23 protein-coding genes and 1 pseudogene are annotated in these 26,505 nt (G+C 71.2%); 5 read left to right on the top strand and 19 right to left on the bottom strand.

Features of this window, described 5'->3' with window-relative positions; genetic code table 11:
* Positions 1–410 precede the first annotated feature (410 nt).
* The gene (locus tag ABZW30_RS15095) at positions 411–1,931 is read left to right on the top strand and encodes a PAS domain-containing sensor histidine kinase (RefSeq protein ID WP_355671526.1); all 1,521 of its coding nucleotides are present in this window, start codon (positions 411–413) and stop codon (positions 1,929–1,931) included.
* A gap of 503 nt (positions 1,932–2,434) precedes the next feature.
* Here the strand turns inward: ABZW30_RS15095 and ABZW30_RS15090 are convergent.
* Both ABZW30_RS15090 and ABZW30_RS15085 read right to left on the bottom strand, forming a co-directional pair.
* On the bottom strand, positions 2,435–2,686 hold the full coding sequence (locus ABZW30_RS15090) for a WhiB family transcriptional regulator (protein ID WP_014138019.1): 252 nt from the start codon (positions 2,684–2,686) through the stop codon (positions 2,435–2,437).
* 370 nt (positions 2,687–3,056) lie between these two features.
* Positions 3,057–4,028 carry a diacylglycerol kinase family protein gene (locus ABZW30_RS15085; protein WP_355671525.1) on the bottom strand — a complete coding sequence of 324 codons (972 nt, stop codon included), beginning with the start codon at positions 4,026–4,028 and terminating at the stop codon, positions 3,057–3,059.
* 50 nt (positions 4,029–4,078) lie between these two features.
* On the opposite strand from ABZW30_RS15085, the gene ABZW30_RS15080 reads away from it, so the two are divergent.
* Positions 4,079–4,495: a hypothetical protein gene (locus ABZW30_RS15080; RefSeq protein ID WP_355671524.1), complete on the top strand. Its 417-nt coding sequence runs from the start codon at positions 4,079–4,081 to the stop codon at positions 4,493–4,495.
* A 71-nt stretch (positions 4,496–4,566) separates the two neighbouring features.
* Here ABZW30_RS15080 and ABZW30_RS15075 read toward each other — a convergent pair whose 3' ends face one another.
* The 6 genes and pseudogenes from ABZW30_RS15075 to sodN form a co-directional block, all read right to left on the bottom strand.
* Positions 4,567–5,559 (bottom strand): RNA polymerase sigma factor SigF, encoded by a 993-nt coding sequence (locus ABZW30_RS15075; protein WP_355671523.1) that lies wholly within the window; start codon positions 5,557–5,559, stop codon positions 4,567–4,569.
* 152 nt (positions 5,560–5,711) lie between these two features.
* On the bottom strand, positions 5,712–6,122 hold the full coding sequence (locus ABZW30_RS15070; protein ID WP_355671522.1) for an anti-sigma regulatory factor: 411 nt from the start codon (positions 6,120–6,122) through the stop codon (positions 5,712–5,714).
* Between the two features lie 230 nt (positions 6,123–6,352).
* A complete protein-coding gene (locus ABZW30_RS15065; protein ID WP_355671521.1) occupies positions 6,353–6,829 on the bottom strand; it encodes a GNAT family N-acetyltransferase in 477 nt (158 codons plus the stop codon).
* Between the two features lie 9 nt (positions 6,830–6,838).
* Positions 6,839–7,222, bottom strand: a complete 384-nt coding sequence (locus ABZW30_RS15060; protein ID WP_355671520.1) for a nuclear transport factor 2 family protein — start codon at positions 7,220–7,222, stop codon at positions 6,839–6,841.
* Between the two features lie 79 nt (positions 7,223–7,301).
* A pseudogene (locus tag ABZW30_RS15055) lies at positions 7,302–7,472 on the bottom strand (iron transporter); the annotation flags it as partial.
* 256 nt (positions 7,473–7,728) lie between these two features.
* Positions 7,729–8,124 carry a superoxide dismutase, Ni gene (sodN, locus tag ABZW30_RS15050; RefSeq protein ID WP_030057980.1) on the bottom strand — a complete coding sequence of 132 codons (396 nt, stop codon included), beginning with the start codon at positions 8,122–8,124 and terminating at the stop codon, positions 7,729–7,731.
* Between the two features lie 258 nt (positions 8,125–8,382).
* On the opposite strand from sodN, the gene sodX reads away from it, so the two are divergent.
* Positions 8,383–8,745: a nickel-type superoxide dismutase maturation protease gene (gene sodX / locus ABZW30_RS15045; protein WP_355671535.1), complete on the top strand. Its 363-nt coding sequence runs from the start codon at positions 8,383–8,385 to the stop codon at positions 8,743–8,745.
* Here sodX and ABZW30_RS15040 read toward each other — a convergent pair.
* The 5 genes from ABZW30_RS15040 to ABZW30_RS15020 all read right to left on the bottom strand — a co-directional run bounded on the left by ABZW30_RS15040 (position 8,742) and on the right by ABZW30_RS15020 (position 13,561).
* Positions 8,742–9,338, bottom strand: coding sequence for a CGNR zinc finger domain-containing protein (locus ABZW30_RS15040; RefSeq protein ID WP_355671519.1), 597 nt, complete (start codon positions 9,336–9,338; stop codon positions 8,742–8,744). The two genes, sodX and ABZW30_RS15040, sit on opposite strands and share 4 nt — an antisense overlap.
* 114 nt (positions 9,339–9,452) lie before the next feature.
* Positions 9,453–10,250 (bottom strand): amino acid ABC transporter ATP-binding protein, encoded by a 798-nt coding sequence (locus ABZW30_RS15035; RefSeq protein ID WP_355671518.1) that lies wholly within the window; start codon positions 10,248–10,250, stop codon positions 9,453–9,455.
* Positions 10,247–11,221 carry an amino acid ABC transporter permease gene (locus ABZW30_RS15030; RefSeq protein WP_355671517.1) on the bottom strand — a complete coding sequence of 325 codons (975 nt, stop codon included), beginning with the start codon at positions 11,219–11,221 and terminating at the stop codon, positions 10,247–10,249. Before ABZW30_RS15030 ends, ABZW30_RS15035 begins: the two co-directional genes overlap by 4 nt.
* A gap of 36 nt (positions 11,222–11,257) precedes the next feature.
* Positions 11,258–12,184, bottom strand: coding sequence for an ABC transporter substrate-binding protein (locus ABZW30_RS15025; RefSeq protein ID WP_355671516.1), 927 nt, complete (start codon positions 12,182–12,184; stop codon positions 11,258–11,260).
* A gap of 450 nt (positions 12,185–12,634) precedes the next feature.
* Entirely contained in the window at positions 12,635–13,561 is a 927-nt protein-coding gene (locus tag ABZW30_RS15020; RefSeq protein ID WP_355671515.1) for an ABC transporter substrate-binding protein, read from the bottom strand.
* A gap of 578 nt (positions 13,562–14,139) precedes the next feature.
* Here ABZW30_RS15020 and ABZW30_RS15015 point away from each other — a divergent pair.
* Positions 14,140–15,336: an NADP-dependent malic enzyme gene (locus ABZW30_RS15015; protein ID WP_355671514.1), complete on the top strand. Its 1,197-nt coding sequence runs from the start codon at positions 14,140–14,142 to the stop codon at positions 15,334–15,336.
* Between the two features lie 230 nt (positions 15,337–15,566).
* The gene (locus ABZW30_RS15010; protein WP_355671513.1) at positions 15,567–16,529 is read left to right on the top strand and encodes a zinc-binding dehydrogenase; all 963 of its coding nucleotides are present in this window, start codon (positions 15,567–15,569) and stop codon (positions 16,527–16,529) included.
* Between the two features lie 77 nt (positions 16,530–16,606).
* On the opposite strand, the gene ABZW30_RS15005 is transcribed toward ABZW30_RS15010, so the two are convergent.
* From ABZW30_RS15005 to ABZW30_RS14980, 6 genes are all read right to left on the bottom strand, one after another.
* Positions 16,607–17,632, bottom strand: a complete 1,026-nt coding sequence (locus ABZW30_RS15005) for a PadR family transcriptional regulator (RefSeq protein ID WP_355671512.1) — start codon at positions 17,630–17,632, stop codon at positions 16,607–16,609.
* 1 nt (position 17,633) lies between these two features.
* Entirely contained in the window at positions 17,634–18,557 is a 924-nt protein-coding gene (locus ABZW30_RS15000) for a DUF4097 family beta strand repeat-containing protein (RefSeq protein ID WP_355671511.1), read from the bottom strand.
* Between the two features lie 204 nt (positions 18,558–18,761).
* Positions 18,762–18,944 (bottom strand): DUF6104 family protein, encoded by a 183-nt coding sequence (locus ABZW30_RS14995; protein WP_355671510.1) that lies wholly within the window; start codon positions 18,942–18,944, stop codon positions 18,762–18,764.
* A gap of 50 nt (positions 18,945–18,994) precedes the next feature.
* Positions 18,995–21,016: a protein kinase gene (locus ABZW30_RS14990; RefSeq protein ID WP_355671509.1), complete on the bottom strand. Its 2,022-nt coding sequence runs from the start codon at positions 21,014–21,016 to the stop codon at positions 18,995–18,997.
* Positions 21,017–21,258: 242 nt separating this feature from the next.
* Positions 21,259–25,008, bottom strand: a complete 3,750-nt coding sequence (locus ABZW30_RS14985) for a multifunctional oxoglutarate decarboxylase/oxoglutarate dehydrogenase thiamine pyrophosphate-binding subunit/dihydrolipoyllysine-residue succinyltransferase subunit (RefSeq protein WP_355671508.1) — start codon at positions 25,006–25,008, stop codon at positions 21,259–21,261.
* A 287-nt stretch (positions 25,009–25,295) separates the two neighbouring features.
* Positions 25,296–26,426, bottom strand: a complete 1,131-nt coding sequence (locus ABZW30_RS14980; protein ID WP_355671507.1) for a HAMP domain-containing sensor histidine kinase — start codon at positions 26,424–26,426, stop codon at positions 25,296–25,298.
* Positions 26,427–26,505 lie beyond the last annotated feature (79 nt).

The raw sequence follows: 26,505 nt of genomic DNA, 5'->3' as shown, positions 1-26,505 counted from the left end.
GTGGGGGGAGCCTCCCCCGCCCGACCCGCCCCCTGTCCACAGCCTGTGGACAGGGGGCCGGTTCGAGCGGCGGAACACGGTTTCGATGGGGAGCCCGGAAAGCACTACGGGCCACGGCGCCGACACGGGACCCTCAACCCGTGCGGCACCGCAGCCCGGAGCTGTCGTCGGGCGCCGGGATCGACCGAGGACTGTGCGGGGTGCTCGCTCGGTGGCGTCCGACCGAGGAGGGGCCGCGCGCGGCCAGGGCGGTTGCGCGATGGGCCTCTCCTTGGTGCCTTTTCATTGTGGACTAGACCAATCTTGGTTGTCCAGGCCTCCCCACAAATTGGTCTAAACAACTTGAGGGATGGTCCGGCCCGCCCCGGTCCGCCGCGCCCGGCCCCGACCAGCGGCGCTACCCTCGCCATGTGCCCTCGTTGAACGAACTCGTCCGCCGCCACACCACCCTCACCGGGGCCGACGTGGAATGGCTCCACATGCTGGTCTCGGAGTGGCAGCTGCTCTCCGACCTCTCCTTCGCCGACCTGGTGCTGTGGATCCCCACCTGGGACGGCATCCGCTACGTCTCGGTGGCGCAGATGCGGCCCAACACCGGCCCCACCTCCTACCAGGACGACATGGTCGGCCACCTCGTCCCGCGCGGGCGCCGCCCGCTGCTGGACGCCGCCTTCGACGAGGGGCGGATCGTGCGCGAGGGCGACCCGGAGTGGCGCGAGGAGGTCCCGGTCCGGGTCGAGTCCATCCCGGTCCGGCGCGAGGGCAGGGTGCTCGGGGTGATCGCCCGCAACACCAACCTGCTGACCGTCCGCACCCCCAGCCGGCTGGAGCTCACCTACCTGCAGAGCGCCTCGGACCTGGCCCAGATGATCGCGGCCGGCAGCTTCCCGTTCCCCGGCGTCGAGCAGGCCGACATGGACGCCGCGCCCCGGGTCGGCGACGGCCTGATCCGGCTGGACGCGGACGGCATCGTCACCTACGCCAGCCCCAACGCCCTGTCCGCCTACCACGGGCTCGGCCTCACCACCGACCTGGTCGGCAGCCACCTCGGCCGGACCACCGCCGACCTCGCCCCGCCGTCCCGCTCGGCCGTCCATGAGGCGCTGGTGAAGCTGGCCAGCGGCTGGGCGCCCCGGCAGACCGAGGTGGAGGCGCAGGGGGGAGTGGTGACCGTGCGGGCGATCCCGCTCAAGCCCAAGGGCTCCCTGACCGGTTCGCTGGTGCTCTGCCGGGACGTCACCGAGCTGCGCCGCCGCGACCGCGAGCTGATGACCAAGGACGCCACCATCCGGGAGATCCACCACCGGGTGAAGAACAACCTGCAGACCGTCGCCGCCCTGCTGCGGCTGCAGTCCCGCCGGATGGAGTCGGAGTCCGGTCGGGCCGCGCTGGACGAGGCGGTGCGCCGGGTCGGCTCGATCGCGATCGTGCACGAGACGCTCTCCCAGGCGCTGGACGAGCAGGTGGCCTTCGACGAGATCGCCGACCGGGTGCTGGCGATGGTGATGGAGCTGTCCCAGGACGGCCGGGTGGCGACCCGCCGCACCGGCAGCTTCGGCATCCTCTCCGCCGAGGTGGCCACCCCGTTGTCGATGGTGCTGACCGAGCTGCTGCAGAACGCCCTGGAGCACGCCTTCGGCCCGACCGCCTCCGGGAACCTGGAGGTGAGCGCGTTGCGCGGACGGGCCCCGGCGACCGGCATGGGCTGGTCGGACAGCTGGAACGGCGGCGCCCGGCCGGAGGAGTACCTGCTGATCACCGTGCAGGACGACGGCCGGGGCATGCCGGAGGGCTTCGACCCGAAGACGGCGGGCAACCTCGGTCTGCAGATCGTCCGGACGCTGGCCACCGGCGAGCTCGGCGGGACCTTCGACATGGTGGCCGGCCCGAACGGCGGCACCAAGGTGATCCTGGAGATCCCTGTCTGTTGAGCCGCCCGTCCGCTGTGCCGCCGGTCCGCCGGGGTCCCGGTCCGCCGGGAATTCGTCGCATCGGGGCGCCCGGTGGGGGGCGTGCGTTCGGGGGGAGCGCCGGGTGCACACTCCGCAAGCCCTCACGGGTGGGCGCGTGAACGGGCGCGGAGGCGGGCGCGTGAATGGGCGCGGAAACAGAAACGAGGCCCTGTCGACCGGGGGGGGGTGGGTCGACAGGGCCTCTCAACCCGTTCCGGCCGTCGGGGGGAGTCGGCCGGAACGGGGGCTCTGGGTGGTGCGACACCTCGCCGGTGCGTTGCACACGGTGAGCGCCACAGCTCCACAATATTGCTCTAAGTGAACAGTATCAAGTGGCTGGACGGCCCGGTGTCGCGGGACCTTGCCGGGCAAGGCCCTTTGTGCGGAAGGCTTCACCAGGAGGTGCAGGGAAGCCTTTGATCATGTGTTGATCGGTACTGCGGTTACTGCCGGTGCTACGGCGTGTGATCAGACGGGGCTGATCAGGCGGTGCGGGCGCGGTTGCGGGCGGCACGACGCTTCATCGCGCGACGCTCGTCCTCGCTCATACCGCCCCAGACGCCGGCGTCCTGGCCGGTCTCGAGAGCCCACTGGAGGCACTGCTCCATCACCGGACAGCGGCGGCACACGGCCTTGGCTTCCTCGATCTGCAGCAGAGCAGGACCGGTGTTCCCGATCGGGAAGAACAGCTCCGGGTCCTCTTCGCGGCAGACAGCGCGGTGGCGCCAGTCCATGGTCGTCCAACTCCTCCTGCCGCGGGGGGTGGCCCGATCGGCATAATCGAATGGCTTGTGAATGTGAACGCTTTCACGAATCCCACAACAGCAAAAGAGACCAAAGGCCCACCGGGCCCGGGCGGTCTGTACTGGGGGGGGATTCGGCGATTCGAGGGGCACTCCGCGGTCGGCGCTCCTGTGGTTCCGGAGTTGCCGTCGCTGCGATGTGTCCCGATCGCCATGTAGAGGTTCGCAAACCTCAGGCTCGGATACAACCCCCTTCGGGGAGGAATTTTTGATTCTTCGGTGTCGCCTAGCTCACAGCCAGTACTTCGATGGAGTGAAGGGGGCTTGTGCGTTCGAGAAGAAGGGCGAACCCCACTTCCGGTCACACAATCACACGCAGTGCCCGCCGTACGCCTGTGAAACTGACGCGACTCCGGTCTCCAAGATGGTCCCCGTCGACCTGAAATGGGGCGGGTTCCTGCGAAACCAAGGTGAAGTGCCTGACGTCGTGATAGGAGACGACGTGCTTTCCGGACGGGCCGGCCGGCGGGGCGCCGTCATTCGAAGGCGCGTACGACCGCAGGATCTGACGGATCGTTCGAGCCGTGCCGAACGCCGTCATCTGGGTGATGCCGAAGACGTCGAGATCCGTGTTGAAGGAGGCGAGCGGCGAGGGATAGACCGGACGGTTGCCGAGGAAGGTCCACGGCGAGGTGTTGCTGACTATCGCCAGGACCAGGCCCGGCACGGCCTCGTGGCCCGGCAGCTCCAGGGTCACCGGGCCTCTGCGGCGCTGCTCACGCTGGGTGAAGAAGTGCCGGATCGCCTGCCCGACGTACAGGGCGTGGGTGGACTTGCGGCCCGCCCGGCGCTGCGCCTCGACCCGGCCGACCACCCCGGCGTCGAAGCCCAGGCCGGCGGTGAAGGTGAACCAGCGGTCCGGCAGCCCGTCGGTCATCGCCTTGCCCAGACTGACCGGCCGCTCGCGCCCGTGCTCCAGAGCGTCCAGCAGGGCGCCGGTGGCCTCCACCGGGTCGTTGGGCAGTCCCAGGGCGCGGGCGAAGACATTGGTCGAACCGCCCGGCACCACGGCCAGTCGCGGGACTTTGTCGCCCGGGCCGTGCGTCATCAGCCCGTTCACCACCTCGTTGACGGTGCCGTCGCCGCCCAGCGCCACCACCAGGTCGACCGTGCCGTCCTGTGCCGCCTCGCGGGCCAGGTCGCGCGCGTGGCCCCGGTACTGCGTCTCGGCGACCTCCAGCTTGAGGTCGCTGCGCAGGGCGTGGATCAGCACATCCCTGGTCCGGCCACTGGTGGTGGTGGCCTTGTGGTTCACGACCAGGAGAGCGCGCATGGGGAAAGCCTACGGGTCGGTACGGGCCACGAGGCGGCTACCCTGCTGGAGTGACCGCAGAAACCCCCGTACCCGCACCCGCTCGCCCGGTTTCGCTCACGCTGGGCGCCGCCATCACCGCCCTGGAGGGCGCCGCGCTGGCCGTCGTCGGCGTCTCGGACATGGTGTCCGCGCTGTCCGGCCAGGCCAAGCAGCTGGCCCTGAACGAGTTCGGCGGCCTGGTCATCGTGCTGCTCGGCGTGCTGCCGATCCTGGCCGCCCGCGCGCTGCTCAAGGAGCGCCGCTGGGGCCGCAGCCCGGCCGTGCTGACCAACTCGATCTGCCTGCCGATCGCCTACTACATGGTGCAGAGCGGCGGTGCGATGATCGCGGTCGGCGTGGTGGTGGGCCTGCTCGGCCTGGTGGGCATCGGCTCGCTGCTGAACCCGAAGTCGACGGCGGCCCTGTACACCCAGCACGAGGGCTGAGCGCACCGGGCCGCCGAAGGTCCTGAAGCGTGCCGGACGGCCGCCGAGCCGGAGCTGAGCGGCCGTCAGTCCTACTCCTCCACCAGGAGCTTCTCCCGCAGCTGGGCCAAAGTGCGCGCCAGCAGCCGGGACACGTGCATCTGGGAGATCCCCACCTCGGCGGCGATCTGCGACTGGGTCATGTTCCGGAAGAACCGCAGCACCAGGATCTTCTGCTCGCGGGGCGGCAGTTGGGCCAGCAGCGGCTTGAGCGACTCGCGGTACTCGACGCCTTCCAGCGCCTCGTCGGTGGCGCCCAGGGTGTCCGCCACGGCCGGCGACTCGTCGTCGCTGTCCGGCACGTCGAGCGACAGCGTGGAGTACGCGTTGGCGGACTCCAGGCCCTCCAGGACGTCCTCCTCGGAGATCCCCAGGTGCTCGGCCAGCTCGTGCACCGTGGGGGAGCGGCCGTGCCGCTGGGAGAGCTCGCTGGTCGCCGTGGTGAGCGACAGCCGCAGCTCCTGCAGACGGCGCGGGACGCGCACCGCCCAGCCCTTGTCGCGGAAGTGCCGCTTGATCTCGCCGACGATGGTCGGTGTCGCGTAGGTGGAGAACTCGACCCCGCGCTCGTGGTCGAAGCGGTCCACCGACTTGATCAGACCGATGGTGGCGACCTGGGTCAGGTCGTCCAGCGGCTCGCCCCGGTTCCGGAAGCGCCGGGCCAGGTGTTCGACCAGCGGGATGTGCATCCGCACCAGCTGGTTGCGCAGCTCGACGCGCTCCGGCGAGCCATCGGGCAGTGCGGACAGTCGGACGAACAGCGCGCGGGCGGCCTCCCGGTCCGGGGCGCCGGTGCGGTGCGAACCCTGGGCGGGCACGGCGCCGTGCAGCTCCGCGGCCCCGTCCACCGGGACCGGCGAGGGCGTGGAAGCGGGCGCCGGCTCAGACGTCGGCTCGGTCGGGTGGCTCATCCGGTGGGCGTCCTTCGGGTGCGCTTCGTCGTTGGCGGCGAGGCCGGGAACGCTCGCCTGGGTCGGTACGGCAGGGCCCGCCGTCGCGAGGCCGGTACGGTCCAGATCACTCACGGCCATTCCCCCGTTCCGTTCCGGGAGCACCGGGGCCGTCGGCCCCGGTATCGTCTCGTTGGTCGTACCGCCTGGGCGGTACCGGGAGCCGCCCGTCGGGCCCCGGTGGGGGAACGGCGGACGGCCCTTGCAGGGTGCTGCGCGGGGCCCGGTCAGTGGGCGACGGACCCGCCGCGCTTCTTGTGCAGGCTGATCGACACGGTGTTGTCCTCGCCGACCGAGGAGTCGACCTCACCGGCCAGGGCGGAGAGCACGGTCCACGCGAAGGTGTCCCGCTCGGGCGCCTTGCCGTCCGTGGTGGGAGCGGCGACGGTCACCTTCAGCGAGTCGCCGACCAGACGGAACTCGCAGGACAACACGGAGCCGGGCACCGCCTGCTGGAGCAGGATGGCGCAGGCCTCGTCCACCGCGATCCGCAGGTCCTCGATCTCGTCGAGGGTGAAGTCCAGCCGGGCCGCGAGCCCGGCCGTCGCTGTTCGCAGCACGGAGAGGTAGGCCCCCGCCGCGGGCAGCCGGACCTCCACGAAGTCCTGAACTCCGAGATCGCTGTCGATCTGGGACACCCTTGCCTCCTGGGTGACGCGCTGTGCTTGGTTGGTACCTGTGCTACCCATTGAGGGGCGCTTTGCCACCACTCGAAGGGGTGTCGATGCCGATGATCCGCCATCGCTGTTCGTGCCCCGCACCCCGGTGCGAGAGTTACTCATGGTAAGGCATTGCGACGCTGGGTGGCAGGGGCTTTGCCCTTACTCGCCGGTCCGTTCGACGACTTCTCAGCGACTTCTAACGACTTCTAACGACTGCCGGCGGCGGTCAGTGCCTCGCCGGTGAGCCGGTGGACGGTCCACTCGTCCATCGGAACCGCGCCGAGCGACTTGTAGAAGTCGATCGACGGCTGGTTCCAGTCGAGCACCGACCACTCCACCCGCGCGTAGCCGCGCTCGACGGCGATCCGCGCGAGCTCCAGCAGGAGCGCCTTGCCGTGGCCGCCGCCGCGGGCCTGCGGGCGGACGTAGAGGTCCTCCAGGTAGATCCCGTGGGTGCCGCGCCAGGTCGAGAAGTTGAGGAACCAGACCGCGAAGCCGACCGGCTCGCCGGTGCCGTCGTCCTCGGCGATCAGGCCGAACAGCGCCGGGGCGGCGCCGAACAGCGCCTCGCGCAGCTGCTCCTCGGTGGCCACCGCCTCCTGCGGGGCCTTCTCGTACTCCGCGAGTTCGCGGATCATGGCCAGGATGACGGGGACGTCGGTGACGACGGCGGTGCGGATCATGCCGCGAGCCTACTGCTCGGGCCCGGTCTCGTCCCAGGCCTGGAGCGAGGTCTGGTCGACGATCCGGCCGTCCCGCAGGTCGGCCATCGAGGACATCAGCACCCGCACCCCGTCGGGGTAGCGGCAGGACTCCAGGAAGGCGACGTGGTCGCCCTGGACCACCACCTGCTCCAGCTTGTGGGTCATCTCGCGGCCGTAGATGTCGCTCAGCATGGCGCCGATCTCGTCCCGCCCGTGCATCACCAGGGGGTGGCTGGGCTGGGTCTTGCGGTCGACCACGCGCAGTTCGGCGTCCTCGGCGTACAGAGCCAGCAGGGCCTCGGCGTCGCAGCGCTCGATGCCCTCGCGCAGTGCCCGGGTGTCGAAGGCGGACGGCGCCGCCGTGGTGCTCATGATCTCGCTCCTCCGGTCGGGGTCCGTCGGCTCGTACCTCTGAGCGTACGCCCGACCGGAGGAGCGCGATCCGGGCCGGTCAGCGGGCCGGGACGGTGCGCGGGCGGTCGGCCGGGGTGCTGATCGCGGCCGGGTCGCGCGGGCTCCCGACCAGGTCGACGCAGTCCAGCACGACGATCCGGTCGTTCCTGATCGCGGAGACGTCGGCCGGCGGCGGGAAGGACTTCAGGAACCGCCGCTCCTCCTCGGCGCGGGGGTCGCGTAGCCGTTGATCACCATCGCCTCCAGCGGCCGAGGGCGATCGGGCCGGCACGGACGCGGGGGTGCCCCCGGGGCCGCGCTCACCGGTGCGGGTCGGCGCCGGATCCACACCGGACTTCCCCTCGGGCGCCCCGGCGGCATGACAGCCCCTCAGGCGGCCCCCGCCTGGCGCGGATCGGGCGTGAACGCACAGCCGCCCCCGTCCGACGGGCGGACGGGGGCGGCCGGGTGGCGACGCATCAGGCTCAGGCCTGCTTGGTCTCCCAGAAGATCTTGTCGACCTCGGCGATCAGGTCCAGCAGGGCCTGGCCGGTGGCCGGGTCGGTGGACGCCTTGGCGGCCGAGGCGGCCTTCAGGGTGTCGTTGATCAGCTTGTGCAGCTGCGGGTACTTCTCGAAGTGCGGGGCCTTGAAGTAGTCGCTCCACAGCACCGAGATGTGGTGCTTGACGGCCTCGGCGCGCTGCTCCTTGATGATGATGGCGCGGGCGCGGAAGTGCGGGTCCTCGTTGGCCTGGTACTTCTCCTGGGTGGCCTTGACCGACTCGGCCTCAAGCTTGGCCTGCGCCGGGTCGTACACGCCGCAGGGCAGGTCGCAGTGGGCGTGAGCGGTGGCACGCGGTGCAAACAGACGAGAGAACATGGGAGTCCTTCCTTAGATCGTCTTCCCGCGCCCGAGATTACCCTTCCGTCCTCGGGGTTTCGCGATCGGGCGGTGGGCCTAGGGCAAAAGGCGGACCCGGAACCGGGGTAATCCGGACATCGGACGGATGACGGTCCGTGCGGCAGACTGGGGGCGGGCGGTCCGGGAGGAGGAGTCGTGGCGCGGAGCACGGAGCCGGAGGGCGGTGCGGGGGGCAGCGCGGTGCCGTTCGGGCTGGTCGACGTGGCGGGCCCGTCGATGATCCCGACCCTGCGCGAGGGCGACCAGCTGCTGGTCCGCTACGGCGCGCCGATCCGACCGGGCGCGGTGGTGCTGTTCCGGCACCCCTTCCAGCAGGACCTGCTGGTGGTGAAGCGGGCCGCCGAGCGCCGTCCGAAGGGCTGGTGGCTGCTGTCCGACAACCGGCCGGTGGACAGCGACAGCCGCAGCTACGGGCCGGTCCCGGACGACCTGGTGCTCGGCCGGGTGCTGTTGCGGCTGCGCCCGAGCCCGGCCTGGCTGGCGCCGGGCCGGCGGCTGGAGCGGCTGTTGCTCAGCCCCCGGCTGGCCCGGGTGCCGGGCCTGGCCCGCCGGCTCGGGGCCTGGGTGGAGGAGGTTTAGGGCCTCTGGTCCGTGGCGCTGAGCGCCGCCTCGGCCTCCTGCCGCTTGCGGGCCCGGTAGGCGGCCACGTTGGCGCGGGTCGCGCAGCGGTCCGAGCAGTAGCGGCGGGAGCGGTTGGTCGAGGTGTCCAGGTAGGCGTTGCGGCAGGGCGCGGCCTGGCAGATGCCGAGCCGGTCGGCGCCCAGCTCGGTGAGGTGGACGGCCAGGCCCATGCAGGCGACCGCGCTGAAGTGCGCGGTGGCGGTCGGTGAGTTGTCGGCCAGGTGCAGGTGCCAGCGTGGCCGGCCGACGTCGTCCAGGTAGTCGTGCCCGGAGACCAGCGGGCTGACGGGGTACTCCATCAGCAGGCTGTTCAGCAGGTCGACGCCCCGGACCTCGTCGCCCTCGGCGGCGGCCTCGAACACCCCGCGCAGCCTGGTCCGCACGGCCCGCAGCCGGGGCACGTCGGACTCGTCGGCGAGCGCGGCGGCCCGGGAGGAGTCGGAGAACAGGGTGCGCACCGCGTCCACGGAGGTCAGTGTGTCGGTGCCGCGCTCGGGTTCCTCGGTGTTCACCAGCCGAACGGCGAGATCGGCGTAGGAGGCGAGCTCCACGGCGGTCCTTCCAGAGATTTCAGTAACGGGCTGACTGCTTCCAGCCTATTACCCGATGGGGGAAAACGGCGGCGCCCGGCAGGAAACCGCCTGCCGGGCGCCGATCGTACGGGCTCAGAGGACCTTGGAGAGGAAGGCCCGGGTGCGCTCGTGCTGGGGGTTGGTGAGCACCTCGCGGGGGTTGCCGGACTCGACCACCACACCGCCGTCCATGAACACCAGCGCGTCGCCGACCTCGCGGGCGAAGCCCATCTCGTGGGTGACGACGATCATCGTCATCCCCTCCTCGGCCAGGCCGCGCATGACGTCCAGCACCTCGCCGACCAGCTCCGGGTCGAGCGCCGAGGTGGGCTCGTCGAAGAGCATCAGCTTGGGCTTCATGGCCAGTGCGCGGGCGATGGCCACACGCTGCTGCTGGCCGCCGGAGAGCTGCGAGGGGTAGTTGTTCGCCTTGTCGGCGAGGCCCACCCGCTCCAGCAGGGCCATCCCGCGCTCCTTGGCGGCGGTCTTGGTCTCCTTGCGGACCTGCACCGGCGCCTCTATGACGTTCTCCAGCGCGGTCATGTGCGGGAAGAGGTTGAAGTGCTGGAACACCATGCCGATGTCCCGGCGCTTCTGCGCGACCTCGCGGTCCCTCAGCTCGTGCAGCCGGTCGCCCTTCATCCGGTAGCCGACCAGTTCGCCGTCCACCGACAGGAAGCCGCCGTTGATCTTCTCCAGGTGGTTGATGCACCGCAGGAAGGTCGACTTGCCGGACCCGGACGGGCCGACCAGGACGAACACCTCGCCCTTCTTGACCTCCAGGTCGATGCCCTTGAGCACCTCCACCAGGCCGTAGGACTTGCGCACGCCCTGCGCCTCGACCATCGGTACGGGTCGGGCGTCCGCCGGGGGCTTGGTCAGGTCGGTCATACGTGGCCACCTCCTTCGAGGCCCGTGATCACGTCGCCATCGGCCGGCGGGACGGGCTTGCCGGCGAACAGCCGGCGCAGTCGCTGCAGCGGCGTGGGCGGGAGCACCCGGTTGGCGCCGCGCGCGTAGTAGCGCTCGATGTAGTACTGGACCACGGTGAGGATCGAGGTCAGCAGCAGGTACCAGATGCTGACGACGAGCAGCAGCGGAATGGTCTGGAAGGTGCGCGAGTAGATGTTCTGACCGGCCCGGAGCAGCTCCTCCAGGGAGATCGCCGAGACCAGCGAGGTGGTCTTCAGCATCGAGATGGTCTCGTTGCCGGTCGGCGGGATGATCACGCGCATCGCCTGCGGCAGGATGATCCGCCGCATGGTGTTGAACTGACTCATGCCCAGTGCGTGCGCGGCCTCGGTCTGGCCGAGCGGTACGGACTGGATGCCGCCGCGGACGATCTCCGCCATGTACGCGGCCTCGTTGAGGCCCAGGCCCAGCAGGGCGGCGACGAACAGCGGGATCGCCTCGTTGGTCGGCTCGGACCAGAAGGCCGGGCCGAACGGGATGCCGATCGAGATGTCGGCCCAGAGCGTGCCCAGGAAGTTCCAGAACAGCAGCTGGACCAGCACCGGGGTGCCGCGGAAGACCCAGATGTAGAACCAGGCGGTGCTGGAGAGCACCGGGTTCGGCGACAGGCGCATGATCGCGAGGATGATGCCGCCCGACACGCCGATCAGCATGGAGAGGAAGGTCAGCTCAAGGGTGACGCCGAGGCCGTGCAGGATCGAGGAGTCGAAGAGGTACGAGCCGACGACGTCCCACTGGAACTGGGGATTGGTGGTGAGGGCGTGGATCAGCATCGCCGCGAGGAGCGCGACGACTGCTGCCCCGACCCAGCGTCCGGGGTGGCGGACCGGGACGGCCTTGAGGGATTCGGGCCGTCCCGGGTGCACCGACCCCTGGTCGGAAGAGTTCACTGTGTGGCCTCAGGGGTTGTGTTCAGAACGGCGGGATCAGCTGGTGGCGCCGTTGACGACGGACTTGTCGATCGCGCCGGCCTGCACGCCCCACTTCTCCAGGATGCTCTTGTAGGTGCCGTCCGCCATCAGGGACTGGACAGCGCCCTGGACGGCCTTGGAGAGCGGCGAGTTCTTCGCCAGCACGACGCCGTACGGGGCGGTGTCGGTCACCTGGCCGACCTTCTCCAGCTGCCCGTTGGTCTGCTTGATCGCGTAGTCGACGACCGGGGAGTCGGCCAGCATGACCTGGTCGCGGCCGGAGACCAGCGCCTGGGTGACGTCGGTCTGCAGGTCGAACTTGTCGCCGTCGTTCGGGACGGTCGGCTTACCGGCCTTGACGCAGGCGGGGTTGATGGTGTCCTTGACCGCGTCGGCCTGGGTGGTGCCGGTCTGGACGGCGACCTTCTTGCCGCACAGGTCCGTGGGGTCGATCTTGTCGGGGTTGCCCTTCTTGACCGCGGCGCCCGTACCGGCGCTGAAGTAGGTGACCATGTCGACCGACGCCTCGCGCTCCTTCGTGTCGGTGAAGGAGCTCATGGCCATCGTGTACTTGTTGCCCGTGATGCCCGGGATGATCGCGTCGAAGGTCGCGTTCTGGACGTCGGCGGTCAGGCCCAGCTTCTTGGCGATGGCGTTGGCCAGGTCGACGTCCATGCCGACGATGGCGCCCTTGTCGTCCTTGAACTCGTTCGGCGCGTAGGAGGCGTCGGTGGCGACCACGATCTTGCCGGCGGACTTGACGTCGGCCGGGACGAGGGCGGCCAGCGACGCGTCGGCGGTCACGGCGGGGACCGTCACGCTGGCGTTGGCGCCGGTGGAGGACGAGGACTTGCTGCTGCCGCAGCCGGTCAGCACGAGGGAGACGGACACGGCGGCCACGCCGGCCGCGAAGAGGCGGGTGCGCTGGGTACGGGCGGTCATGAGGGGGATCTCCTCCTGGGGAGAGAAATCGGGCGGAGCGCGCCGCGGGAGCGGCGCCCTGGGCAGCTGGCCGTACGGAGCCGTACGGATGGGTATGTCGCTGTACGTCGTCGTACGGGCATGCCGGGGTGGTGCAGTTGCCTGGGCGCAGGGGGCCGCCCAGGGTGGTGCGGGGTACTGCTTTCCGCCACCCTCCGCCGAGGTGGACGTTGACCGGAACCGCCTCGACCAGTGGTCGGCTCGATCCGAGATGGGGGGAATCCTGCCATCTGATGACACTCAGGTGGCCCTCATTCAGATCAAAATCGGATAACAAGGGCCCGCGCTGTCCGCTATTCGGACGAATCGCGTGCCCCTGTCACCCTGTGTATAAGTATGCAGACCTCTCCGCGCTCCGCCCGGAGGCCCGCCGGGGTCCGCCCGTCCGTCGGTCCGGAGTGCCCGCCCCGCTCAGATGCCCCCGTTGACCACCGCGTTCTGCGCCGCGCCGGCGCTCACGTTCCACTTGCCGAGGATCTTGTCGTACTCGCCGCCGCGGATCAGCTGGTCGACCGCCTTGGCCAGGGTGTCCCGCAGGTCGGTGTCCTGCTTGCGCACCGCGATCCCGTACGGGTTGGAGGTGGACTGCGCGCCGGTCATCTCGAAACGGCCGCCGCCGTCGTTGGTCTTCGTCGCGTAGGCGGCCACCGGGAAGTCGTTCAGGCCGGCCGCCGCGGCGCCGGAGGAGACCTCGGCCATCGACTTGGCGTCGGTGTCGAACTTGTGCACGGTCAGCTGACGGCCGGTTCGGGCGCAGACGGCCACCTGCCGGGTGGCGATCTCGTCCTGGGTGGTGCCCTGCTGGAGGGCGACGGTCTTGCCGCACAGGTCGTCCAGGGTCTTGATCCCCTTGGGGTTGCCCTTCGGGACGACGATCGAGGTGCCGGCGATGAAGTAGTCCACGAAGTCCACGCCCGGGTTGACCTGCTTGCCGGTCTCGTCCAGGCCCTCGCGGCGCTGGCGGACGTCGCTGATCGCGGACATCGCCACGTCGAACTGCTTGCCCTGCAGGTTCGGTATCAGCTTGTCGAACGGGGTGTCCACGAACTCGATCCGCACGTCGAGGATCTTGCCGAGGGCTGCGGCGATCTCCGGGTCGAGGCCGGTCGGCTTGCCGTCCTGCCCGCGGAACTCCACCGGCGCGTAGTTGACGTCCATGCCGATGCGCAGCACCCCGGCCGAGCGCTGTGCCTTGGGAAGCTTGTCGCGGATGTCCTTGACCGGGTCGCTCGCGGCGGCCTGTCCGTCGCCGCCGCAGCCGGTGAGCAGCAGGGCTCCGGCGACGGCCAGTGCGGCTCCGGTGAGGGCCGGACGGCGGACCTGGGGGACGTGAGGCATGAGGGTTGCTCCTGTGGGCGGGACGCGCGGTCGCCCCGGTGTCGCGGTGGTGTCCGTCGAACGGCGGACAAGCGATCCTGCCATCCCACCCTGCCGGGCCCGGCGGCGGGTGTGTCAGAATTCGGTACCGGGTGACCCCCGAACGCTCGAACCAGGCCGACGAGCCCCGACAGGCTCGGGGTGCCCAGGAACGGAAGTCATCACGTGGCTCCGTATCCGGGGTACCGACTCCCCTTCGGGTCTGCGTTCACTCCTGCGGGTGTGCGTGCGTTTTCGCCGTTGCCGTTGTTGGTGCCCGACGCTTCCGACGCCGGGTCCGGTTGACGCGACAGCACGGCGATGAACGGCACGTGACGAGGACGAAAAGGCATAGGTGCGATGCCTTTGTCCGACTTACGCTCGGCCCGGTAGCACAACGCGGACAACACAAGACCCCATAAAACCCTCATCCGAGGGCGCCACCCGACGGGCGCCCCGACCCTGACCCCGGGTCCGCTTCGGCGTACCCGGTTTCCGGTTTCCGGACGGGTCGTCCTGTCGGCCGCGCACCTCGCCAGATCAATGACGAAGAGGTCATCGTGGCAGCGGAGATCATTCACAGCAGCACCCAGGACACCGACGATCCGGTTGACGCCGTTTTCGCGCTCCACCGCGGCGGCAAGATGGAGATCCGGGCGACCGTGCCGGTGCGCGACGCGGACGACCTGTCCCTCGCCTACACCCCCGGTGTCGCCCGGGTCTGCACGGCCATCGCCGAGCAGCCCGAGCTGGTCAACGACTACACCTGGAAGTCCAACACCGTCGCGGTGGTCACCGACGGCACCGCGGTGCTGGGCCTCGGCGACATCGGCCCGGAGGCCTCGCTCCCGGTGATGGAGGGCAAGGCCATCCTGTTCAAGCAGTTCGGCGGCGTGGACGCGGTGCCGATCGCGCTCGCCTGCACCGAGGCCGACGAGATCGTCGAGACCGTGGTGCGGCTGGCGCCGTCCTTCGGCGGCGTCAACCTGGAGGACATCTCCGCCCCCCGCTGCTTCGAGATCGAGCGCCGGCTGCAGGAGGCCCTGGACATCCCGGTCTTCCACGATGACCAGCACGGCACCGCGATCGTCACCACCGCGGCCCTGTGGAACGCGGCCGAGGTGACCGGCCGTGAGATCGGCTCGCTGCGGGCCGTCATCTCCGGCGCCGGCGCGGCCGGCATCGCCATCGCCAAGATGCTGCTGGCGGCGGGCATCGGCGACGTGGCCGTCTGCGACCGCAAGGGCGTGGTCTACGAGGACCGCGGCGACCTGACGGACGTCAAGGCCGAGATCGCCGGGCTGACCAACCGCTCGGGCCTCAAGGGCTCGCTGGCCGACGCGCTGGCCGGCGCCGACGTGTTCATCGGCGTCTCCGGCGGCACCGTGCCGGAGGAGGTCGTCGCGACGATGGCCGAGGGCGCGTTCATCTTCGCGATGGCCAACCCCAACCCGGAGATCCACCCCGAGGTCGCGCACAAGTACGCGGCGGTCGTCGCCACCGGGCGCAGCGACTTCCCGAACCAGATCAACAACGTGCTGGCCTTCCCGGGCATCTTCGCCGGCGCGCTGCAGGTGCGGGCCTCGCGGATCACCGAGGGCATGAAGCTGGCCGCCGCCAAGGCGCTGGCCGGCGTGGTGGCCGACGAGCTGACGCCGCAGAAGGTCATCCCCTCGCCGTTCGACGAGCGGGTCGCCCCGGCGGTCAGCAAGGCGGTGGCCGAGGCCGCCCGCGCCGAGGGCGTGGCGCGGATCTGACGCGGTGCCGGGGGAGCGTGCCCGCCACGACGGCCGCTCCCCCGCCTCCCCCCGAGCCGAAGGGCGCGCCGCTGTCGAAAGCGGAGCGACAAGCGAGGTACGAGCGCCGGAGCGACGACCGTCGGCAGCGGGTCGGAGCGCCCGGAGGTGAGCGGGGGAGTAGCAGCCGGGACGCGCGTCACACCCACGCGTGGTTCCCGGCCTCGGCCGTCCCGGCTATCGTCCGGGACATGTTTGCTGCCTACGCCGCACGTATCGACGCCGACGACCCGCTCAGCGGGCTGGAGTTGGGTGAACTCCCCGAGCCGCAGGCCCGCCCCGGGTGGAGCGTGGTCACGGTCAAGGCCGCCAGCCTCAACCACCACGACCTGTGGTCACTGCGCGGGGTCGGGCTGCCCGCCGAGAAGCTGCCGATGATCCTCGGGTGCGACGCCGCCGGGGTCGACGAGGACGGCAACGAGGTGGTCATCCACTCGGTGATCGGCCAGACCGGCCACGGGGTGGGCCCGAACGAGCCCCGGTCCATCCTGACCGAGCGCTACCAGGGCACCTTCGCCCAGCAGGTGGCCGTGCCCACCTGGAACCTGCTGCCCAAGCCCGCCGAGCTGAGCTTCGAGGAGGCCGCCTGCCTGCCCACGGCCTGGCTGACGGCCTACCGGATGCTGTTCACCAACGCCGGGGTCAAGCCCGGTGACACCGTCCTGGTGCAGGGGGCCGGCGGTGGGGTGGCGACCGCGCTGATCGCCCTCGGCAAGGCGGCCGGCCTGCGGGTCTGGGTCACCGGCCGGGACGAGGCCAAGCGCCGCCGGGCGGTCGAGCTCGGCGCGGACGCGGCCTTCGAGAGCGGCGCCCGGCTGCCCGCCCGAGTGGACGCGGTGATGGAGACGGTCGGCGCCGCGACCTGGTCGCACTCGGTGAAGTCGCTGCGCCCGGGCGGCACCATCGTCATCTCGGGTGCCACCTCCGGCCCGAACCCGAGCGCCATCGAGCTGAACCGGATCTTCTTCCTGGAGCTCAAGGTGGTCGGCTCGACCATGGGCACCAAGGAGGAGCTGGCCGGACTGCTCTCGCTGTGCGCGACCACCGGCGTCCGTCCGGTGATCGACTCGGTGCTGCCGCTGACCGAGGCCCGGGACGGCTTCGCCCGGCTCGCCAAGGGCGACGTCTTCGGCAAGATCGTGCTCAACCCCTGAGGTGCGGCGGCCCTGGCGCCCGGCGGCCCGGCGCCCCCGAAGGAGGGCACCGGGCCGAGACCGTCGGGACCGCCGGCTCAGCCGAGCAGCCGCTTCAGCCGCTCGCCGGCCGCGCCCAGCACCGAGCGGGCCTCGGCCAGCTCGTCGGCGCTCACCCCGCCGTCCCGGGCCGTGTCGCGGACCTGGTCGCGGAAGCGGTCGAGCAGCCGCTCCAACTCGCGGGCCGGGTCCTCGGCCGGGTCGGTGCGCGTCCACGCCGGCAGGTCGGCGGGGGCGGTGGCCCCGTCCTTGTCCAGGTCGATCCGGGTCACCGTGATCTTCTCGGCCGGCTCGTCCGCGGGCTGGCCCCAGCGGGCCGCGTCGGCCAGCCCGGCCAGGCCCCTGGTCAGCTCGGACAGGCCCTCGGCCAGTCCGGTCGGCCAGTCGCCCTTCGCGGCGTGCTCGCGCACCTGCTGCTCGACCCGGCGCTTGATCCGCAGCGCCTCCTGCTGGGCGGCGGTGCGGGAGGCCTTGGCCTGCTCGCGCAGCCGGCGGGCCTCCTCCTCGGCGGCCTTCGCCTTGGCCTTGGCGGCCTTCTCCTGCTCCCGGGCGCGCTTGGCCTGCTCCTTGGCCTGCCGCTTGAACTGGGCGAACTCCTCCTTGGCACGCTGCCAGGACTCGTTGTCGCCCCAGGGGCCGGCCCACGGGTCGCCGGGGCCCTCGGCGCGGTCCGGCCGGGGGGCCTGCCGGGCGGCCTGCCACAGCTCCTCGCGCAGGTCCTTGGCGCTGTCCCGGACGTCCTCCCGGATCGCCCCGGCGAGCTGCGCCACGGAGTCGTGGATCTCGACCTCCAGCGCGTCCAACTCGCCCTGACGGGCTTCGAGTTCCGCGCGCCCGGCGTCGGTCAGCCGGTAGACCTTGCGGCCGCCCTCGGTGCTGTGGCTGACCAGGCCCTCCTGCTCCAGCTTGGCCAGTCGCGGGTAGACCGTGCCGGCGGAGGGGGCGTACAGTCCCTGGAAGCGCTCCTCCAGCAGGCGGATCACCTCGTAGCCGTGCCGAGGGGCCTCGTCCAGCAGCTTCAGCAGGTAGAGCCGGAGCCGGCCGTGGCCGAACACGGGGGTCATCTCAGGCCTCCTTGGTGAGATCGGGCCCCGCGGGCGTGTCGGAGCCGGGGGCGGCCGGGAGCTCCCTGACCACCGCCGGGGCGTCCTCCTCGGGCTCGGGGCGGCGCAGCACGGTGACCGCGCCGGAGACGGTGGTGACGTGGAGGCTGCCGCGGCCCTCGCCGAGCTGGCCGGAGATCTTCTTGGCGCCCCAGGTGCTGCTCATCTTCAGCTCGTCGAAGGTGCTGGAGACCTCGCCGCTGGTGGAGCCGGCCTGGACGGTGGCGTCGGCCAGCGAGGGGATGCGGACCACGACCGCGCCGCTGACGGTGTTGACCTTGACGTCGGTCTCGCCGGCCACGTCGAGGTCCAGGGTGACGGCGCCGGTGACGGTGTTGGCCTGGACCTTGTCGGCGGTACCGGCGATCACGGTGAGCTGCCCGGAGACGGTGTTCACCTTGAGCTGGCCGCCGACCGCCTGGGCGTCCACGTCGCCGGTGACGGTGCCGGCGTCGATCCGGCCGGTCAGCCCGGCCAGGGTGGTGTCGCCGCTGGCGGTCTGCACCGAGACGCGGCCCTCGATGCCGGTGACGGCGGCGTCGGCGGACACGGTGCCGACCTTGACCTCGGTGCCGGCCGGGACGGTCAGGGTGACCGCGACGGAGCGCTTGCGCTTGAAGGAGTCGAAGAAGTTGCGGACGGAGCCGACCGACTTGATCCAGTCGCCGAACTCGCTCCAGCTGTTGATGTCCTTGTAGGTGACCGTCAGGACGCCGTCCACCAGGGTCACGTGCAGCGGCTCGCCCTTGAGCTCGGTGACCTCCAGGCGGGCCGGGCCCTCGGCCGCGACCACGTTCACCGAGCCGTCGATGACGCGTACGTGCAGCGCGCGCACCTCCTCGGGCACGGTGGTCCTGCCGGGTCCCTCGATCGTCCACTGGCTCATCTCTGCCGCCTCCCGTTCAGCGATCGCGATGTATCGCGTTCTCTTCTAAAGACGATATATCGCGTGCCGGGAAAAGCAAGCGGTTCCGCCCCCGATCCCGCCCCGATCCGGCCCCGGAGACATCCCGGAGCCGACCCCTACGGGGACACGCGAAGGGCCCGGGAGGCGGTTGCCTCCCGGGCCCTTCGTCCGGCCGTCACCGGGTCACTCGTCGTCGTCCTCGTCGTCGAGCCGGGCCAGCCAGGTGGCCAGCCGCTCGACCGGGATCTCGAAGTCCGGGTTGAGGTCGACGAACTCGCGCAGGCGCTCGGCCAGCCACTCGAAGGTGACCTCCTCCTCGCCGCGCCGGTTCTCCAGCTCCTCGATGCCTCGGTCGGTGAAGTACACGGTTCGCTCCGGTCCGATGGGGATTGACCTGGTCAGGATAGACCCGTCGGTCAGCTGGCCCGCCAGGTGCTGACGGTCACCGAGGCGGCACCCGTGGTCGGGTCGGCCGTGGTGATCGCGGCGATGGCGATGTTCCGGGTCGCCCGGTCGCGGACGCAGAGCAGGCGGCCGGGCGCGACCCGGTTGTAGGTCAAGTCGGTGTCCGGCCGGGAGTCGATCGCGGCGGCGCACTGCTCGGCCGTCACCGTCGGCTCGGTGATCACGGCGAAGTCGGACTTCTCGTCCCCCGAACTCTCGAAGGAGTTGGCCTTGCTGCCACTGCCGGTGTTGGTGACGCCGAGCCCCCACTTCAGGTCGCTGGAGCCGCTGCGCGGCACCACCGTGCCGGCGTTCAGGTCGATCCGGTACGCGTCGGAGGAGTACTCGGCGGCCGGGATCGAGAGCGCCTTCTTGTCCAGCAGCAGGGTGTAGCCGGCCGGTCGGGCGGGGGCGGAGACGGTGCTCGGGCCGGACATCGAGGGCGCGGCCGTCACCGGCGCGTCGGATGCGGTGGCACTCGGGCCGGAGGCGGGGTCGCCCTGGCCGGGCGCCGGGTTCGGATTGCTCTGGGTGACGGTCACCGCGGGGGCCGGGGTGGTGCTCGCGGTCGGCTTCCTGCCGTCGTCCAGCTTCTTCATCAGCACCACGCCGCCCGCGGTGCCGCCGACCGCCATCACCAGGGCGACGGTGAGCAGCACCTTCCAGGACACCCCGCCCTTGCGCTCGGGCTCGGGCTCGGGCGGCGCCGGGGTGACGGCCGTCACCACCGGGCCGGGCGGCGGGGTGTCGAAGGACGGCTGCTCCGGCTGGAGCTGGACGGTCGGCGGGGTCGGCAGGACCGGGGCGGTCGGCGTCTCGGTGGGCGGCTGCGGGGCGCCGTACGCGCCGAGCGGCGGCGGGGCGAAGCCCGGCGGGGGCGTGGCCGGCTGCTGCGGGGCGTGGGTCGGCGCGGTGGCCGGGTGGGTCGGCGCGGTGGCCGGGTGGGTCGGCGCGGTGGCCGGGTGGGTCGGCTGTGGGGGAGCGGTCGGGTCGGCGGGCGGCGGGGTGGGCGGGGCCGGTGGCGCGGTGGCGGGCGCGACCGGCAGCGGGGTGGGCGGCGTCCTGGGCAGGTCGGAGCGGCGGGTGATCTCGGTGTTGACCTGCCGAGGCAGCCAGTCGTCGCCGAACCGCAGCTGGCCGCCGACCTCCGGGTGGTTGCGGGCGGCCTGGATGATCTCGGCGGGCTTGGGGCGGTCCTCCGGGGACTTCGCCAGGCAGCGCTGGATCAGTTCGCGCAGGTCCGCCGGGACGGCCTCCAGGTCCGCCTCCTCGTGCACCACCCGGTAGAGCACCGCGGTGTCCGGCCCGTCGCCGAACGGCGCGGTGCCGCCGGCCACGTACGCGGCCAGGGCGCCGAGCGCGAAGACGTCGGTGGCGGGGGTGACCGCTCGGCCCTGGGCCTGCTCGGGGGACATGAAGGCGGGGGAGCCGATCCGGTAGCCGGTGCCGGTCAGCGCGGTGGCGTCGGCGGCCCGGGCGATGCCGAAGTCGATCACCCGCGGGCCGTCCCCGGCGACCAGCACGTTGGCGGGCTTGAGGTCGCGGTGGACCACCTCGACGCTGTGGATCGCCTGCAGCGCCTCGGCGATGCCGCCCATCAGCAGCAGCACGGTGCGGACCGGCAGCGCGCCGTTCTCCCGCACCACCTGCTGCAGGGACGGGCCCGGGACGTACGCGGTGACCAGCCAGGGGGCGTCCGAGTCCAGGCCGCCGGAGTCGATCACCTGTGCGGTGTACAGCCCGTGGATCCGCTGGGCGTTGCTGACCTCCTGGGCGAAGCGGCGGCGGAACTCGCCGTCCTCGGCGAACTCGGGGCGGACCACCTTGAGCGCCACCGGGCGCCCGCCCGGCGTGTACGAGAGGTAGACCCGGCCCATGCCGCCGGCGCCGAGCCGGGCGAACAGCCGGTAGCCGCCGACCTCCCGGGGGTCGTCCGGGAGGAGTGGCTGGAAGACCGGAGGAAGCTTGCCGGGATGCGGCGTGTCGGCGGTCATGTGGTGATCCCCCTGGGAGAGCGGTGAGGTCGTTCGGCCGGGCCGCGGGCGCGATGACGGGCGCCGGACGGCGATCTGGCGAGCCATAACCTATCGACCCGTCAGGAGGCCGTGCGGGCCAGTCCCGGTTTGGTTGCAGAGCTGCGACCTTTCCCCGGGCACGACAGAACGCCCGCGGCCCCCGCCTCCCTGGTCGGGAGACGGGGGCCGCGGGCGTTTCAGCGGTGCGGGGCCTCAGCGCGTCAGAGCGCGAAGACGTCCTCGATCAGCGCCTGCTGCTCGGCGGCGTGCCGCTTGGCCGAGCCGACCGCCGGGGACGAGGCCGTGGTGCGGGCGACGCGGCGCAGGCGGGCGCCGCCGGCGCTGCGGCCGATGACGACCTGCAGGTGGTCGACCAGGTTCATCGCGATGAACGGCCAGGCACCCTGGTTGTCCGGCTCCTCCTGCGCCCAGACGAACTGGACGTTGTCGCCGTAGCGGGCCAGCTCCTCCTGGAGCTCGGCCACCGGCAGCGGGTAGAGCCGCTCGACCCGGACGATCGCGGTGTCGGTGACGCCGCGCTCGGCACGGGCGGCCGCCAGGTCGTAGTAGAACTTGCCGGCGGTGATGACCACCTTGCGGACCTGCGCCGGGTCGACGGTGGTGTCGCCGATGACCGGGCGGAACGAGCCGGACAGGAACTCCTCGGTCGCACTGGCCGCGGCCTTCAGACGCAGCATCGACTTCGGGGTGAAGACGACCAGCGGCTTGTGGTGCGGGTTGTGCGCCTGCCAGCGCAGCAGGTGGAAGTAGTTCGACGGCAGGGTCGGCATCGCGACCGTCATGTTGTTCTGCGCGCAGAGCTGGAGGAAGCGCTCCGGACGGGCGGACGAGTGGTCCGGGCCCTGGCCCTCGTAGCCGTGCGGCAGCAGCAGGGTGACGCCGGAGTGCTGGCCCCACTTCTGCTCGGCGGAGGCGATGTACTCGTCCACCACGGTCTGCGCGCCGTTGACGAAGTCGCCGAACTGCGCCTCCCACATGACCAGCGCGTTCGGGCGGGTCAGCGAGTAGCCGTACTCGAAGCCCATGGCCGCGTACTCCGACAGCAGGCTGTCGTAGACGGTGTAGCGGGCCTGGTCCTCGGTGAGGTACTGCAGCGGGGTGTAGTCCTCGCCGGTCTTGCGGTCGATCAGGACGGCGTGTCGCTGGCCGAAGGTGCCGCGGCGGCTGTCCTGGCCGGCCAGGCGGACCGGGTGGCCCTCCATGAGCAGCGAGCCGATGGCGAGGGTCTCGCCCATCGCCCAGTCGATGGTGTTGTCCTCGACCGAGCCGGCGCGGCGCTGCAGCTGCGGCAGCAGACGCGGGTGGACGGTCAGCCAGTCCGGGTGGTTGACCTGGGAGGCGGCGATCCGCTTGACCATCTCCTGGGAGATGCCGGTCTGGATGGAGACCGGGAAGTCGGCGACCGGCTTGCCGGCGGTGGCGTCGGCCGGCGCCTGGGCCGCGTCGCGGACCTCGGCGAAGACCTTCTCCAGCTGGCCCTGGAAGTCCTGGAGCGCCTGCTCCGCCTCTTCCATGGTGATGTCGCCGCGACCGATCAGGCCCTCGGTGTACAGCTTGCGCACCGAGCGCTTCTTGTCGATCAGGTCGTACATCAGCGGCTGGGTGAACGACGGGTTGTCGGCCTCGTTGTGACCGCGGCGGCGGTAGCAGATGAGGTCGATCACCACGTCCTTGTGGAACTCCTGGCGGAACTCGAAGGCGAGTCGCGCGACGCGGACCACGGCCTCCGGGTCGTCGCCGTTCACGTGGAAGATCGGGGCCTCGATCATGCGGGCCACGTCGGTGCAGTACATCGAGGAGCGCGAGGACGCCGGGGCGGCGGTGAAGCCGACCTGGTTGTTCACCACGATGTGCACGGTGCCGCCGGTGCGGTAGCCGCGCAGCTGCGACATGTTCAGGGTCTCCGCGACGACGCCCTGGCCGGCGAAGGCCGCGTCACCGTGGATCTGGATCGGCAGCACCGGGAAGGTGGTGCCGCCCTGGTCCAGGATGTCCTGCTTGGCGCGGGCGATGCCCTCGACGACCGGGTCGACCGTCTCCAGGTGGGAGGGGTTCGCGGCGAGCGAGACCTTGATGGTCTCGCCGTCCAGGCCGGTGAAGGTGCCCTCGGAGCCCAGGTGGTACTTGACGTCGCCGGAGCCGTGCATCGACTTCGGGTCGAGGTTGCCCTCGAACTCGCCGAAGATCTTGCCGTACGGCTTGCCGACGATGTTGGCCAGCACGTTCAGGCGGCCGCGGTGGGCCATGCCGATGACGGCCTCGTCGAGGCGGTGCTCGGCGGCGGCGTCGATGGTCGCGTCCAGCAGCGCGATCAGCGACTCACCGCCCTCCAGCGAGAAGCGCTTCTGCCCGACGTACTTGGTCTGCAGGAAGGTCTCGAAGGCCTCGGCCGAGTTCAGGCGGCGGAGGATCCGCAGCTGCTCCTCGCGCTCGGGCTTCGCGTACGGCTTCTCCAGGCGCTCCTGCAGCCACTTGCGCTGCTTCGGGTCCTGGATGTGCATGTACTCGATGCCGACGGTGCGGCAGTAGGTGTTGCGCAGCAGGCCGAGGATGTCGCGGAGCTTCATCATCTTCTGGCTGCCGAAGCCGCCGACCGCGAACTCGCGCTCCAGGTCCCACAGGGTGAGGCCGTGGGTGGTGACGTCCAGGTCGGGGTGCTTGCGCTGCTTGTACTCCAGCGGGTCGGTGTCGGCCATCAGGTGGCCGCGGACCCGGTAGGAGTGGATGAGCTCCATGACGCGCGCGGTCTTGTTGACCTCGTCGTCGTGGGTGGTGGCGACGTCGGTGGCCCAGCGGACCGGCTCGTACGGGATCCGCAGCGACTCGAAGATCTCGTCGTAGAAGCCGTTCTCGCCGAGCAGCAGGCGGTGGATCTCGCGCAGGAACTCGCCGGACGCCGCGCCCTGGATGACGCGGTGGTCGTAGGTCGAGGTCAGCGTCATGATCTTGGAGACGCCGAGGCGGGCCAGGGTCTCCGGGGCGGAGCCCTGGAACTCGGCCGGGTACTCCATGGCGCCGACGCCGACGATGGTGCCCTGGTTCTGCATCAGGCGCGGCACGGAGTGCACTGTGCCGATGCCGCCGGGGTTGGTCAGCGAGACCGTGACGCCGGTGAAGTCGTCCATGGTCAGCTTGTTGGCGCGGGCCCGGCGGACGATGTCCTCGTAGGCCTGCCAGAAGCCGAAGAAGTCGAGGGTCTCGGCCTTCTTGATGGCCGCGACGACGAGCTGGCGGTCGCCGTTCGGCTTGACCAGGTCGATGGCCAGGCCGAGGTTGACGTGCTCGGGCTTGACCAGGAAGGCCTTGCCGTCCTCCACCTTGTAGCTGTGGTTCATGCCCGGGGCGGCCTTGATGGCCTGGACCAGGGCGTAACCGATGAGGTGGGTGAAGGAGACCTTGCCGCCACGGGCGCGCTGCAGGTGGTTGTTGATGACGATGCGGTTGTCGATCAACAGCTTCGCCGGGACGGCGCGGACCGAGGTCGCGGTCGGCACCTCCAGCGAGGCGTCCATGTTGGTGGCGACGGCCTTCGCCGGGCCGCGCAGCTGGACCAGCTCGGGGCCGGCCGGGGCGGCGGCCGGGGCCGGGGCAGCGGCGGCGGCCTTGGGGGCCGGGGGCGCGGCGGCGAGCGGGGCGGCAACCGGGGCCGGAGCGGCCGGGGCGGGCGCGGGTGCGGCCGGAGCGGCAGCGGCGGGCGCGGGTGCGGCCGGAGCAGCAGCGGCGGGCGCGGGGGCAGCGGCAGGGGTCGGCGTGGGGCCGGCCTGGGTCGCGGCCTGGGTCACTGGGGTCACCTCGGTACCGGGCTTGTAGTCGGCGAAAAAGTCCCACCAGGCTCGGTCGACCGAGTTCGGGTCCTGGAGGTACTGCTGGTAGATCTCATCGACGAGCCACTCATTGGGACCAAAGCCAGTGGAGCTTGCCGAGCTGGGGGTTTCAGGTTGTGGCGACACGGCGGCAACCGCCCTCTTCCGCTTCCTTTTGGGATGTTTGGACAGCGGGGATTAAGGCTACGCCCCTGACCAGTGATCGCGCAGTCCCCGGGCCCCAGGCGTCGCCCAGATCACAGTCCTGACCTGCAGTTTGGCTGAAAAACTACGTTAGAAAGCCGTATCTGAGGGGAACCGATCAGGCCCGATCGGCCCCCATACTCGGGCAAAACCGGACAAAGTCGCAGTCGAATCGTCCGATGACCTTCGTATGCGTCTGTGTCGGATCTGTGACAAATGTCCCGGCCCGCTCAGCGTTGCCCGGGCAGCCGGACCTCGATCCGGCAGCCGCTCGCCGACTCGGCCACGGCGATCCGTCCGCCGTGCAGGTCCACCGCCCAGCGGGCGATGGCCAGACCCAGTCCGGTGCCGCCGTCCGCGCCCGGTCCGGACGCGGTGGCGGTGCCGCTGCGGCTGAACCGCTCGAAGACCCGGGAGCGGTCGGCCGGCGGGATGCCCGGGCCCTCGTCCTGGACCTCCAGCAGCAGGCCGCCCTCCTCGCCGTCAGGCCGGGCGCGCACGGTCACCGTGCCGCCGGGCGGGGAGTGCTTGCAGGCGTTGTCGACCAGGTTGGCGACCACCTGGTGGAGTCGCTCCGGGTCCGCGACGGCGGTCAGGCCGGACGGGTTGACCTCCAGGGCCAGCCGGACGTCGCCGCGCCGGGAGAACGCCCCGCCGGCCGTCGCGCCGTCCACGGTGACCCCGCGCAGCACGCCGTCCAGGAACTCGCGCACCTCGAAGGGGCGGGCGTCCAGGTCGACCACGCCGTCGTCGATCTTGGAGAGGTCCAGCAGGTGGGTGACCAGGCGGCCGAGCCGCTCGGTCTGCTCCAGCGCGGCCTCCAGGGTCGCCGGATTGGGCTGGACGACGCCGTCCACCACGTTCTCCAGTACGGCGCGCAGCGCGGCGATGGGCGTGCGCAGCTCGTGCGAGACGTTGGCGACCAGCTCGCGTCGGTGCTGGTCGGCGGCCTGCAGGTCGGCGGCCATGGCGTTGAAGGCGGCCGCCAGCTCGCCGATCTCGTCGCGCGAGTTCACCTCGACCCGGCGGCTGTAGTCGCCGGAGGCCATCGCGCGGGCGGCGTCCGTCATCTCGCGCAGGGGGGCGGTCAGCCCGTGCGCGAGGAACTGCATGAACAGCAGCGAGGCGATCATGGAGAAGACCATGATGATCCGGATCTGGGTCTCCGACCGGATCGCCACGACCACCATGCCGGTGGCCAGGAACACGGAGACGATCACCAGCAGGGCGAGCTTGCCCTTGATCGAGCGGACCGGGTCGAGCGGGCGGATGTCGGCCCATACCCGGCGGACGGCGCGGGCGGCCAGCGTCTGCGAGCGCGCGCCGTCGGCGTCCCCGTTGCGTTGCTGTGGAAAGGTCATTGGTCCCTCGTGATCCCCGCGCGCGGCGCGGCGGTGTCGGGACACGGGCCCCCCGGTGGCCCGTCGCCCGAAGCTCCCG

It is taken from the genome of Kitasatospora sp. NPDC004669 (assembly GCF_040609455.1).
GTDB lineage: Bacteria > Actinomycetota > Actinomycetes > Streptomycetales > Streptomycetaceae > Kitasatospora.
The sequence above is the reverse complement of the archived record's forward strand: the minus strand, read 5'-3'. Positions and strand labels throughout refer to the sequence as shown.